General features: G+C 73.1%; 8 protein-coding genes and 3 tRNA genes. 5 read left to right on the forward strand and 6 right to left on the reverse strand.

Going from position 1 to position 13,016, the window contains the following annotated elements; all coding sequences use genetic code 11:
• Positions 1-35 precede the first annotated feature (35 nt).
• Entirely contained in the window at positions 36-1,322 is a 1,287-nt protein-coding gene (locus LG632_RS26850; protein WP_226730138.1) for an MFS transporter, read from the reverse strand.
• A gap of 213 nt (positions 1,323-1,535) precedes the next feature.
• Between LG632_RS26850 and LG632_RS26855 the strand changes: the two genes are divergently transcribed.
• Entirely contained in the window at positions 1,536-2,702 is a 1,167-nt protein-coding gene (locus LG632_RS26855; protein ID WP_226730139.1) for a carboxylate-amine ligase, read from the forward strand.
• Positions 2,703-2,808: 106 nt separating this feature from the next.
• On the opposite strand, the gene LG632_RS26860 is transcribed toward LG632_RS26855, so the two are convergent.
• The 3 genes from LG632_RS26860 to LG632_RS26870 all read right to left on the reverse strand — a co-directional run bounded on the left by LG632_RS26860 (position 2,809) and on the right by LG632_RS26870 (position 3,215).
• Positions 2,809-2,882, reverse strand: a tRNA-Ile gene (locus LG632_RS26860).
• Positions 2,883-3,061: 179 nt separating this feature from the next.
• Positions 3,062-3,137, reverse strand: a tRNA-Asn gene (locus LG632_RS26865).
• A gap of 5 nt (positions 3,138-3,142) precedes the next feature.
• Positions 3,143-3,215, reverse strand: a tRNA-Asn gene (locus LG632_RS26870).
• A 147-nt stretch (positions 3,216-3,362) separates the two neighbouring features.
• Here LG632_RS26870 and LG632_RS26875 point away from each other — a divergent pair.
• The 4 genes from LG632_RS26875 (at position 3,363) to LG632_RS26890 (ending at position 9,007) form a co-directional block, all read left to right on the forward strand.
• Positions 3,363-3,662, forward strand: a complete 300-nt coding sequence (locus LG632_RS26875; RefSeq protein WP_226730140.1) for a YtxH domain-containing protein — start codon at positions 3,363-3,365, stop codon at positions 3,660-3,662.
• Between the two features lie 67 nt (positions 3,663-3,729).
• Positions 3,730-5,217 (forward strand): FGGY family carbohydrate kinase, encoded by a 1,488-nt coding sequence (locus LG632_RS26880; RefSeq protein WP_226730141.1) that lies wholly within the window; start codon positions 3,730-3,732, stop codon positions 5,215-5,217.
• A 137-nt stretch (positions 5,218-5,354) separates the two neighbouring features.
• Positions 5,355-7,088 (forward strand): ABC transporter ATP-binding protein, encoded by a 1,734-nt coding sequence (locus LG632_RS26885; RefSeq protein ID WP_226730142.1) that lies wholly within the window; start codon positions 5,355-5,357, stop codon positions 7,086-7,088.
• On the forward strand, positions 7,085-9,007 hold the full coding sequence (locus LG632_RS26890) for an ABC transporter ATP-binding protein (protein ID WP_226730143.1): 1,923 nt from the start codon (positions 7,085-7,087) through the stop codon (positions 9,005-9,007). Before LG632_RS26885 ends, LG632_RS26890 begins: the two co-directional genes overlap by 4 nt.
• 183 nt (positions 9,008-9,190) lie before the next feature.
• On the opposite strand, the gene LG632_RS26895 is transcribed toward LG632_RS26890, so the two are convergent.
• Positions 9,191-10,282, reverse strand: a complete 1,092-nt coding sequence (locus LG632_RS26895) for an RNA polymerase sigma factor (RefSeq protein ID WP_374203595.1) — start codon at positions 10,280-10,282, stop codon at positions 9,191-9,193.
• A gap of 226 nt (positions 10,283-10,508) precedes the next feature.
• Positions 10,509-12,578, reverse strand: coding sequence for a molybdopterin oxidoreductase family protein (locus tag LG632_RS26900; protein ID WP_226730145.1), 2,070 nt, complete (start codon positions 12,576-12,578; stop codon positions 10,509-10,511).
• Positions 12,579-13,016: the final 438 nt, after the last annotated feature.

Consider the following 13,016-nt stretch of genomic DNA (forward strand, 5'->3'; position numbering starts at 1 on the left):
TGGCCCCGCCACGGGCGGCCCCGCCCCGCCCCCGCTCAAGCCTGAGGCGTGCGCGCGTCGTAGCGGGCGAAGGCCGGCCAGCGGGCGGCGAGGAGGGCCAGGGCGGCGACGCACGCCAGGCCGCCGCCGGTGATGGCGGTGGTCGGCGAGGTCAGGTCGGCGACGGTGCCGGAGACGAAGTCGCCGAGCCGGGGCCCGCCGGCCACCACCACGATGAACACGCCCTGGAGCCGCCCGCGCATCTCGTCGGGGGTCGCGGCCTGGAGCATCGTGGTGCGGAACACCATGGAGATGGTGTCGGACCAGCCGGCCAGCGCGAGGAAGAACAGCCCCAGCCAGAGGTTGCGGGTCAGCCCGAACACGGCGACGGCCAGCCCCCAGGCCGCCACGGACAGCAGGATGGCCAGCCCGTGCCGCCGGATCCGCCCCTGCCAGCCGGAGAACAGCCCGCCCAGCAGGGCGCCCACCGCCGGGGCCGCCACCAGCAGGCCCACCGTCCGGGCGTCGCCGCCGAACCACAGCACGGCGACGGCCGGGAACAGCGCCTTCGGCTGCGCCAGCACCATGGCGCACATGTCGGAGAAGAAGGTCATCCGCACGTTGGGCCGGGTGCCGAGGAAGCGCAGCCCGTCCAGCACCGGGGCCCGCCCCCGCTTGCCCTGCTCCCGCTCCGGGCGCATCGAGGGCAGCCGCCACATCGCGTACAGGGCGGCGCTGAAGGCGACGAAGTCGATCAGGTACGCCGCCTGGTAGCCCCACCAGCCGGCGATCAGCCCGCCGAGCATCGGCCCGAGCGTGGCGCCCGAGGTCATGGTCAGCGAGCCCAGCGCATTGGCGGCGGGCAGCTGCTCGGGCGGCAGCAGCCGCGGGATCATGGCTGACCGGGCGGGCGAGTTCAGCGCCGCGCAGACGGCCTGCAGCGCGACGACGGCGTAGAGGAACCACACCCGGTGGTACTCCAGCAGCGCGGCGGCGGCGAGCGCGGCCGAGAGCACCGCGGCGCCGGCGGCGCTGGCCAGACCGAGCTTGCGGCGGTCGACGGTGTCGGCGATGGCGCCGCCGTAGAGCCCGAAGACCACGAGCGGGACCAGCGAGAAGAGGCCGACGAGGCCGACCGAGAAGCTGGAGCGCGTGATGTCGTAGACCTGGAGCGAGATCGCCAGCGCGGTCATCGCCTGGCCGATCCACGAGATCGTGTTGCCGAACCACAGCCGCCGGTAGTCGGGGGACGTCCGCAGCGGTGTGAGGTCGGCGAGTACGCGCCGCCTGGGGCGCTCGTCGGGGGTGTCGGCGGGCGGCGTCGGCGAGGTCGTGGCGGTCACAGCGGATGATAACCGGCCAGCAATCACGAACTCGAACAATTGTCTACTTCTTCATGAGGTCGCATCAGCCGCCCCACCTGGACCGATGGCCCCGCGGCCGGTTCAGCGGGCCGCGAACACGCCAGTTCTGCACGACATTTGACTGAATCGTCGCGCGCTTACCCCCTCCGTTCAGCTCATGATGAAACCGACTCGTATGTCCAGGGAGGCGTAGTGATCGAACCTGGCAAAGGCACCGCGAGCGACAATCTCCGCACGCTCGGAACTCTGGGTCGGACCGGGACGGTCCCCCTCACCCTCGGCGTCGAGGAGGAGTTCCTCCTCGTCGACGCCCGCACCTTCCGGGTGGTCCCGGCCGCCCCCCGCGTCCTGGCCACCGCCGAGGGCCAGCCGCACCAGCTGCACGCCGAGGGCACCCGCTACCAGGTGGAGATCTCCACTCCGGTCGCCGAGTCCGCCACGGGCCTGCGCGCCGAGCTCGCCGCCCTGCGGCGCGCCCTCGCCCAGGCGGCCCGCGACCACGGCTGCCGGCTGCTGGCCAGCCCCTCGCCCGTCCTGACCGTGGACCAGCCGCTGCACCTGACCGACGACGAGCCGCGCCAGCGCGAGCAGCACCGCCGCTTCGGCGCGCTGACCGACACCCTGGTCAGCTGCGGCCGCCACGTCCACATCGGCACCCTCGACGTGGACACGGCCGTGGCGGTGTCCAACCGGGTCCGGCCCTGGCTGCCCACCCTGATCGCGCTGGCCGCCAACTCGCCCTTCTGGAACGGCCGCGACACCGGCCATGCCAGCTGGCGCGCCATGGCCTGGTCGTCCTGGCCCTCCGCGGGGCTGCCGCCGCACTTCGGGTCGACCGCCCACTACCGCCGGTCGGTGCAGATCCTGCTCGGCTCGGGGGCCGCCCTGGACACCAAGATGGTCTACTGGGACCTCCGCCCGTCGGGGCGCTGGCCGACGCTGGAGTTCCGGGCCCCGGACATGTCGGCGGACATCGACACCGCCGTCCTGCAGGCCGAACTGGTCCGCGCCCTGGTGGCCACCGCCCTGCGCGAGCTGGCCGAGCACCGCCCGGACCCGGAGATCCGGGAGGACGTCCTGCGCCTGGCCCGCTGGCGGGCCGCCCACGACGGCCTGGAGGGCTTCGGCCTGGACCCGTTCACCGGCGCGGAACTCCCCGCGGCCGGCCTCGCCGAGTCCCTGCTCGACCTGGTCGCCCCGGAACTGGCCGCGGCCGGCGACCTGGACCACGCGGCCCGCACGATGTCGTCCCTGCTGCGCGACGGCTCCGGCGCCCACCGCCAACGCACGGCCTACGCCCACCGCCAGAACCTTTCCGACGTGGTCCGCCACCTGGCGGACGAAACGGAGGCCGTGTAGCGCCCCGCCCCCGAAACGCCCCCGAAACGCGCGGTGCCCCGCCCGGACAGACCGGACGGGGCACCGGACCACCGGACCGAAACGTTTCTTCGGACCGGCCCTGCGGTGGGGCGGGTGGGACTCGAACCCACGGCCGACGGATTATGAGTCCGCTGCTCTAACCGGCTGAGCTACCGCCCCTTACGGCGCGTCGCGCACATTTGTGCGCGCCGTCTGCCGCAGCATAGCCGCTCATACGATCTCCTGCTCCGGATGCCTCGTGTGATCGGCTGCGCCTGCCCAGTGAGACCGTCCTGAGGGCTGCCCGGTTCCAGGGCGGAGGCAAAAAAAGAAGAGGACCCCGCGGGGCCCTCTTCCCTTGGCTCCCCCGGCTGGACTCGAACCAGCAACCCTCCGGTTAACAGCCGAATGCTCTGCCAATTGAGCTACAGGGGATCGCGCTCCCCCGACTGGACTCGAACCAGTAACCTGCCGGTTAACAGCCGGCTGCTCTGCCAATTGAGCTACAGGGGATTGCTGCGTTGCACCGAACAGACCCTCCTCCGGCCTTGCCGGGGGGCGGTCGCCCGCTGCGAGACATAGATTAGCGCAAGCAGGGGGGTGCTCCGCCAATCGGTATCGACGGCAGGCCGGGCACCGACACAGCGAAGGGTGGCAGGCATGCGGTACAAGGTCACGTTCGTCGTCGGACTGGCCCTCGGGTACGTGCTCGGGACGGCCGCCGGGCGCGAGCGCTACGAGCAGCTGAAGAGGTCCGCCCGGGCCGTCGCGCAGAACCCGGCGGTGCGCAACGCGGTCGAGACCGCCGGGCACACCGGCCGCGACGTCGCGGGCAAGGCCTTCGTCGCCGTCGGCGACCGGGTCGAGCACGCGATGCCGAACGGCTTCGGGCACCGGCTGCGCTCGCTGCGCGAGCGCGGCGACGGCCGCGACGACGAGTGGGGCACGAGCAACACGTAGTGCCCCGGCGCGCACTGGGGCCCCCGCGCCCACCGGGAGCCCCCGCGCGTGCGGCAGAATTCTGCGCATGGGGATAGTCGCCGGGCTGGACAGCTCTTCCACCTTCACTCGCATCGTCGTCTGCGACGCCGACACCGGTGCCGTGCTGCGGCAGGGCTACGCGCCCCATCCGCAGCCCGCGGGTGAGGCGAACCCCTACGAGACCGACCCCCAGGCCTGGCTGCTCTCCCTCGGCGAGGCGGCCGGCGGCGGGATCCTCGAAGGCGTCCAGGCCATCGGCGTCTCCGCGCAGCAGCACGGCCTGCTGGCCCTGGACGCGCAAGGAGCCCTCGTCGCCCCCGCGCTCGTCGGCAACGACAAGCGCGGCCAGGTCGCGGCCGCCGACCTCGCCGACAAGCTGGGCGGGCGGCAGGCCTGGACCGAGGCGGTGGGCAGTGTGCCGCAGTCCGCGCAGCCGGTCGCCAAGCTCGCCTGGCTGGCCCGTACCGATCCCGAGGCGGCCCGCCGGATCGCCATGGTCATGTCCCCGCACGACTGGCTGGTGTGGCAGCTGCTGGGCCGGCCCGTGCGGCGCACCACCGACCGCGGTGGCGCCTCCGGCACCGGCTGGTGGTCGGCGGCGAGCGGCTCGTACCGCATCGACCTGGTGGAGCTGGCGCTCGGCCACCGCCCGGTGCTGCCCGAGGTGCTCGGCCCGGCCGAGGCCGCCGGCACCACCCCGGAGGGGCTGCTGATCTCCGCCGGCACCGGCGAGACCATGGCCGCCGCGCTCGGGCTCGGGCTGGGCCCCGGCGACGCGGTGGTGTCGCTGGGCGCGTCCGGTTCGGTGATGGCGGTGCACCACGAGGCGCTCTCCGAGCCGAACGGGCTGATCACCTCGATGGCCGACGCCACGGGCATGCACCTGCCGGTGGTGAACGTCTCCAACGCCGTACGGGCCCTGCGCGGCACCGCCGACCTGCTCGGCACGGACCTGGAGGGGCTCAGCGATCTCGCGCTGAAGTCCACCCCCGGCGCCCACGGCCTGGTCCTGCTCCCCTACCTGGAGGGTGAGCGCACCCCGAACCTGCCGCACACCGCCGGCACCCTGTCGGGGCTGCGCCGGGACTCGATGAAGCCCGAGCACCTGGCGCAGGCGGCGTTCGAGGGCATGCTGTGCGGGCTGGTGGACGCGCTCGACGTGCTGCGCACGCGCGGCGCCGAGATCCGCCGGGTCTTCCTGCTCGGCGCGGCCGCCGAGCTGCCGGCGGTGACGGCCGCCGCGCCGGGGCTCTTCGGCACGCAGATCGTCGTCCCCGCGCCGGCGGACTACGCGGCCCTGGGCGCGGCCCGGCAGGCGGCGTGGGCGCTCGGGGTGGCCCAGGGCACGCTGGCGCCGCACACCCCGCCGCTGTGGCCCGCGCCCGCGGCGCAGGTCTTCGAGCCCGGCGAGGAGCTGCCGGTGTGGCAGGCGGTGCGCCAGCAGTACGTCACCACGCGCGAGCAGATCCATCCCGGCGCCTTCGCCGGCCCGGCCCCGGCCCCCGCCCCGGCGCCGTACCCGACCGGGTACTGACGGGGCGCAGGTGTCGTAGGTCCCGCGCTGGAGCCGCGTCCGCCTTTTGACCTGCCTTTGCGAAAAACGGTGGGGAGATCGGGCCGGGTTGTCCGAAGATGGACCGAACCCCCGATCTTGCGACCCGGAGCCTGCGCGTGCTCATACGACTCTTGCGGACGTCCTTGCGTCCGTACCGCAAACCCATCCTGCTGCTGGTCCTGCTGCAACTGCTGCAGACCAGCGCCGCCCTGTACCTGCCGACGCTGAACGCCGACATCATCGACACCGGCGTCGTCAACGGCGACACCGGCTACATCCTCGGCTTCGGCGCGCTGATGCTCGGCGTCTCGCTGGTGCAGCTCGTCTGCAACGTCGGAGCCGTCTACTACGGCGCCCGTACCTCCGCCGCGGTGGGCCGCGACATCCGCGCCGCGGTCTTCGACCGGGTGCAGAGCTTCTCGGCCAAGGAGCTGGGCCAGTTCGGCGCCCCGTCGCTGATCACGCGGACGACGAACGACGTCCAGCAGGTCCAGATGCTGGTGCTGCTGACCTTCACCCTGATGGTCTCCGCGCCGATCATGTGCGTGGGCGGCATCTTCATGGCGCTCTCGCTCGACGTGAAGCTCTCCGGGGTGCTGCTGGCCGTGGTGCCGGTGCTGGGCCTCTCGGTCGGCGCGATCGTCTGGAAGACGCGCCCGCTGTTCCGGCTGATGCAGGAGCGCCTCGACACCGTGAACCGGGTCCTGCGCGAGCAGATCACCGGCAACCGGGTGATCCGCGCCTTCGTCCGCGACGGCTACGAGCAGCAGCGCTTCGCCGGGGCGAACACCGACCTGACCGCGGTGTCGCTGTCGGCCGGCCGGCTGATGGCCCTGATGTTCCCGGCCGTCATCGTCGTGATCAACATGTCCAGCGTGGCCGTGATCTGGTTCGGCGCCATGCGGATCGACAGCGGCGGCATGGAGATCGGCCAGCTGACGGCCTTCCTCGCCTACCTGATGCAGATCGTCATGGCGGTGATGATGGCCACCTTCATGTTCATGATGGTGCCGCGCGCCGAGGTCTGCGCCGAGCGCATCCAGGAGGTCCTGGACACCTCCTCCAGCGTGGTCCCGCCCGCCGAGCCGGTGCGCGCCCTGGCCCGCCGCGGCGAGCTGGAGCTGCGCGCGGCGGACTTCCGCTACCCGGGCGCCGAGGCGCCCGTGCTGCGCGGGGTGGACCTGGTGGCCCGGCCCGGTGAGACCACCGCCGTGATCGGCTCCACGGGCAGCGGCAAGTCCACCCTGCTGGGGCTGGTGCCGCGGCTGTTCGACGCGACCGGCGGCACGGTGCTGGTGGACGGCGAGGACGTGCGCCGGATCGACCCGGCGCTGCTGGCCCGTACGGTCGGCCTGGTGCCGCAGAAGCCGTACCTGTTCTCCGGAACGGTCGCCTCCAACCTCCGCTACGGCCGCCCCGACGCGACCGACGAGGAGCTGTGGCGGGCCCTGGAGGTCGCCCAGGCCAAGGGCTTCGTCTCGGAGCTGGAGGGGGGCCTGGAGGCGCCCGTCACCCAGGGCGGCACCAACGTCTCCGGCGGTCAGCGCCAGCGGCTGGCGATCGCCCGCACGCTGGTGCAGCGCCCGGAGATCTACCTGTTCGACGACTCCTTCTCGGCGCTGGACTACGCCACCGACGCGGCGCTGCGCGCGGCGCTGGCGCGCGAGACGCAGGACGCGACCGTGGTGATCGTCGCCCAGCGGGTGTCGACCATCCGGGACGCCGACCGGATCATCGTCCTGGACGAGGGGCAGGTGGTGGGCGAGGGACGCCACCACGAGCTGATGGCCGGCAACGAGACCTACCGGGAGATCGTCCTCTCCCAGCTGACGGAGGCGGAGGCCGCATGAGCGGGCCCGGTGGACGGATGATGATGGGTCCGGGCCAGCAGTCCCTGGACTTCAAGGGTTCCGGCAAACGGCTGCTCAAGCAGCTCGCCCATGACCGGCTCAAGCTGTGGGGCATGGTCGTGGCCGTGTTCGGCAGCGTGGCCATGACGGTGATCGGCCCGAAGATCCTGGGCCGGGCGACCGACCTGGTGTTCGCGGGGATCGTCGGCCGCCGGATGCCGGAGGGCATCACCAAGGAGCAGGCGCTCGACGGCCTGCGCGCCCGGGGCGAGGACGGCACGGCCGACATGCTGTCGGGCACCGACTTCACCCCCGGCCAGGGCATCGACTTCGGTGCCGTGGGGGTCGTGGCCCTGTGGGCGGTGGTCGTCTTCGCGCTGGCCGGCCTGCTGATGCTGGTCGCGACCCGGCTGTCGAACCATGTGATGAACGACACGCTGTTCCGCATGCGCGAGGAACTCCAGGCCAAGCTGTCGCGGCTGCCGCTGTCGTACTTCGACCGGCAGAAGCGCGGCGAGGTGCTGAGCCGGGCGACCAACGACATCGACAACGTGGGGCAGACCCTCCAGCAGACGATGGGGCAGCTGCTGAACTCGCTGCTGACGATCGTCGGCGTGCTGGCGATGATGTTCTGGATCTCGCCGGTCCTGGCGCTGGTGGCGCTGGTGACGGTGCCGATCTCGATCTACGTCGCCACGAAGATCGGCAAGAAGTCGCAGCCGCAGTTCGTGGCGCAGTGGAAGACCACCGGCGCGCTGAACGCGCACATCGAGGAGATGTACTCCGGGCACACCCTGGTGAAGGTCTTCGGCCGGCAGCAGGAGTCGGCGCAGACCTTCGCCGAGCAGAACGAGGCGCTCTTCCAGGCGTCGTTCAAGTCCCAGCTGGTCAGCGGTGTGATGCAGCCGGTGATGTTCTTCATGTCGAACATCAACTACGTGCTGGTGGCGGTCGTCGGCGGCCTCAAGGTGGCCTCGGGCACCCTGTCGATCGGTGACGTGCAGGCCTTCATCCAGTACTCCCGCCAGTTCTCGATGCCGCTGACGCAGGTCGCGTCGATGGCGAACCTGGTGCAGTCCGGCGTCGCCTCCGCCGAGCGGGTCTACGAGCTGCTGGACGCGGCCGAGCAGGAGCCGGACGCCGAGGTGCCGGAGCGGCCCGAGAAGCTGCGCGGCGCGGTGTCGCTGGAGAAGGTCGCCTTCCGCTACGAGCCGGACAAGCCGCTCATCGAGGACCTGTCGCTGTCCGTCGAGCCCGGCCAGACCGTGGCCATCGTCGGCCCGACCGGCGCCGGCAAGACCACGCTGGTCAACCTGCTGATGCGGTTCTACGAGGTCACGGGCGGCCGGATCGCCCTCGACGGGGTGGACATCGCCAGGATGACCCGCGAGGAACTGCGCGCGGGCATCGGCATGGTGCTGCAGGACACCTGGCTGTTCGGCGGCACCATCGCGGACAACATCGCCTACGGCGCCTCGCGCGAGGTCAGCCGCGAGCAGATCGAGGCGGCGGCGAAGGCCGCGCACGCCGACCGGTTCATCCGGACCCTGCCCGACGGCTACGACACCGTGCTCGACGACGAGGGCGCGGGCGTCAGCGCCGGCGAGAAGCAGCTGATCACCATCGCCCGGGCGTTCCTGTCCGACCCGGTGATCCTGGTGCTCGACGAGGCGACGAGCTCGGTGGACACCCGGACCGAGGTGCTCATCCAGAAGGCCATGGCGCGCCTGGCGCACGGCCGGACGTCGTTCGTCATCGCGCACCGGCTGTCCACGATCCGCGACGCCGACGTGATCCTGGTCATGGAGAACGGCTCGATCGTCGAGCAGGGCTCGCACGAGGAGCTGCTGGCGGCGGACGGGGCCTACGCCCGGCTGTACGCGGCGCAGTTCGCGCAGGCGGTGGCCGAGGTCGACTGACCGGCGCCACGCCCGGCCGCCCGGCGGTGCGCCTGGCGCACGGCCGCCCGGCGGTGCCCCTGGCGCACGGCCGCCCGGCGGCCGCACGCCACGCCATCGGGGTGCCCTCGTCCGAGGGCACCCCTCGCGCGTTCCCCCGAAGGCCGAACGGGCGGCCGGCGCCGGGCGCGCGGGCGGCCGGGGTCAGTCGAGGTAGCCGCGCAACTGGTCGGCGAAGGCGTGGTCGCGCAGCTTGTTGAGGGTCTTGGACTCGATCTGGCGGATCCGTTCGCGGGTCACGCCGAAGATCCGGCCGATCTCCTCCAGGGTGCGGGGGCGGCCGTCGTCGAGGCCGTAGCGCAGCTGGACCACCTTGCGTTCGCGCTCGCCGAGGGTGGACAGCACGGCCTCCAGGTGCTCGCGGAGCAGGAAGAAGGCGGCGGACTCCACGGGCGAGGCGGCGTCGCCGTCCTCGATCAGGTCGCCGAGGGCGACGTCGTCCTCCTCGCCGACGGGCGCGTGCAGCGAGACCGGCTCCTGGGCCAGCCGCAGCACCTCGCTGACCCGCTCCGGCGTCAGTTCCAGGTGGACGGCGACCTCTTCGGCGGTGGGTTCGTAGCCGCGCTCCTGGAGCATGCGGCGCTGCACCCGTACGACGCGGTTGATCAGTTCGACGACGTGCACGGGGACGCGGATGGTGCGGGCCTGGTCGGCCAGCGCCCGGGACATGGCCTGGCGGATCCACCAGGTGGCGTAGGTGGAGAACTTGTAGCCGCGGGCGTAGTCGAACTTCTCGACCGCGCGGATCAGGCCCAGGTTCCCCTCCTGGACCAGGTCCAGCATGGTCAGGCCGCGGCCGACGTAGCGTTTGGCGACGGAGACCACCAGCCGCAGGTTGGCCTCGATCAGCCGGCGTTTGGCCATCCGGCCCATGACCACGAGCTTGTCGAGGTCCACGGCGAGCTGGGAGTCCAGGTCGGGCGTGGTGCCGAGCTTCTCCTCGGCGAACAGCCCGGCCTCCACCCGGCGCGCCAGTTCCACCTCCTCCGCCGCGGTGAGCAGCGGGATCCTGCCTATCTCGCGCAGGTACTGCCGGAACAGGTCGGCGGAGGGGCCCCCTCCGCCCCCGCCGTCGGTGCTCCGTCGCTGATCCGGTACCCGTTCGACGAGCTCCAGCGGCTCGGGATCGTCGTCCACCGCCTCCGCCTCGGGCTCGGACAGCGGCTCGGCCTCGGACGCGGGTGCGGGCGCGAGCTCGTCGGCGGATTCGCTCAGGGTCAGGGTCTGGGTCTGCACGGGGGCGACCTCCAGGGCTGGAGAGGACTCGAGCACCGCAACTCAGTGTGGGGCACGGCAAGTCACCGCCACGAGGGGCGTGCGAGGACTTTTTGAGTCCGGTGCGTGACCGGATGGTTACCCGCCGGACGGCGGCGCGATACCCCTCGTACGGATGTCCGGCCGGGGCATCCCTGTGTGCCCGGCCGGATGTCGCCGGTGCCCCGGCCGGGTCCGGCCCGTCGCGTCAGCTCTCCACGGCCTCCAGGCGGACCGCGCACACCTTGAACTCCGGCATCCGCGAGACCGGGTCCAGGGCCGGGTTGGTGAGGGAGTTGGCCCGGCCCTCGCCGGGCCAGTGGAACGGCATGAAGACGGTGTCGGCGCGGATGGTGTCGGTGATCCGGGCCGGGGCGACGGCCCGCCCGCGCCGGGAGACCACCGCCAGCGGCCGGCCCTCCACGGCGCCCACGCGGGCGGCGAGGCGGGGGTGGAGCTCCACGAACGCGCCGGGCGCGGCCGCGTTCAGCTCGGGCACCCGCCGGGTCTGGGCTCCGGACTGGTACTGGGCCACCACCCGGCCGGTGGTGAGCAGCACCGGGTACTCCTCGTCCGGCAGTTCGGCGGCGTCGCGGTGGGCGACGGGGACGAAACGGGCGCGGCCGTCGTCGGTGGCGAACCGGTCCAGGAACAGCCGCGGGGTGCCGGACTCCCCCTCCGGGCAGGGCCAGAAGACGCCGTCCTCGGCGGCGATGCGGCCGTAGGAGATGCCGGAGTAGTCGGCGGGGCCGCCGGCGGAGGCCCGGCGCAGCTCGTCGAATACCTCCTCCGGGTCGGTCGGGAAGCCCTTCTCCACACCGAGCCGGGCGGCCAGGGCGTGCAGCACCTCCAGGTCGGTGCGCACGCCCGGGGGCGGGGTCAGCGCGCGGCGGCGCAGCAGGACCCGGCCCTCCAGGTTGGTGGTGGTGCCGGTCTCCTCGGCCCACTGGGTGACGGGCAGCACGACGTCGGCGAGGGCGGCGGTCTCGGACAGGACGACGTCGGCGACGGCCAGGAAGTCCAGCGACCGGACGCGGTCCTCGACGTGGGCGGCGCGCGGGGCGGAAACGACGGGGTTGGAACCCATGAGCAGCAGGGCCCGGACCTCGGTGCCGAGGGCGTCGAGGAGTTCGTAGGCGCTGCGGCCGGGTCCGGGCAGGGAGTCGGGGTCCACGCCCCAGACGCCCGCCACATGGGCACGGGCGGCGGGGTCGGTGAGCTTGCGGTAGCCCGGCAACTGGTCGGCCTTCTGGCCGTGCTCGCGCCCGCCCTGGCCGTTGCCCTGGCCGGTCAGGCAGCCGTAGCCGGACAGCGGGCGGCCGGCCCGGCCGGTGGCCAGGCACAGGTTGATCCACGCGCCGACGGTGTCGGTGCCCTTGGACTGCTGCTCGGGGCCACGGGCGGTGAGGACCATGGCCGACTCGGGCGCGCAGAACATCCGTACCGCCTCGCGCAGCTTGGGCACGGGCACGCCGGTGATCCGCTCGACCAGTTCGGGCCAGTGGGCCATGGCGGCGGCGCGGGCCTCGGCCCAGCCGGTGGTGCGGGCGGCGATGAACTCCTCGTCCGTCCGGCCCTCCGCGACGACCAGGTGCAGCAGACCCAGGGCCAGCGCCAGGTCGGTGCCGGGACGGGGAGCCAGGTGCAGATCGGCCTGTTCGGCGGTGCGGGTGCGGCGCGGGTCGACGACGATCAGGGTGCCGCCGTTCTCCTTGAGCTCGGTGAGGTAGCGCAGCGCCGGCGGCATCGTCTCGGCGAGGTTGGAACCGACGAGGATCACACAGCCGGTGCGCGGGACGTCCTCCAGCGGGAACGGCAGCCCGCGGTCCAGCCCGAACGCCCGCTGGTGCGCGGCGGCGGCCGACGACATGCAGAACCGGCCGTTGTAGTCGATCTGCGAGGTGCCCAGCACGACCCGGGCGAACTTGCCCAGGCTGTACGCCTTCTCGTTCGTCAGGCCGCCGCCCCCGAACACGCCGACGGCGTCGGCGCCGTGCGCGCCGCGGGTGGCGGACAGGCCCGCGGCGACGGCGTCGAGGGCCTCCTCCCAGGTGGCCGGCTCCAGCCGCCCGGCGCGGGATCGGATCAGCGGACCGGTCAGGCGCACCCGGGAGGACAGCACGGCGGGAGCGGTACGGCCCTTGCCGCACAGGGCTCCCCGGTTGACAGGGAACTCGGCGCGCTCCACCACCTCCACGCCGGCACCCCCCTCGTCGGGACGGAGGTTCATCCCGCATTGCAGGGCGCAGTACGGACAGTGCGTGGCGGTGGTGTGCATGCGACCCAGGCTGCGACGACGGTGTTACGCCCACCGCCCCCGCGCGTTACGAACACCGATGCGCGACCTCCCCGCCGGGCCCGCGGCCCGGTGAGGTCCGGGGCGACGCCTCCGACCGGGGGGCAGCCGCTGTGGGGGGGCGGCGCCGGGGGGTGGGCCGGCCTGGCCCTTGGGGGTGCGGACCGGGGGGAGGCCAGCCGCCATGGGGGCGGACCGGCGGGGTGCGGCCAGCCGCTGTAGGGGTGTGGACCGGCGGGGGGGGCGGCCAGGCCCTCGGGGGCGGACCCGCGAGGCGCGGCGAGCCCCCGTGGGGCTGCGGACCGGCGGGCGAGTGGCCAAGCCCTCGGGGGCAGACCGGCGAGGCGCGGCGACCCCCCGTGGGGCTGCGGACCGGCGGGCGAGTGGCCAAGCCCTCGGGGGCAGACCGGCGAGGCGCGG

Origin of the sequence: Streptomyces antimicrobicus (genome assembly GCF_020532625.1) — a bacterium.
In the GTDB taxonomy this organism is placed as follows: Bacteria; Actinomycetota; Actinomycetes; order Streptomycetales; family Streptomycetaceae; genus Streptomyces; species Streptomyces antimicrobicus.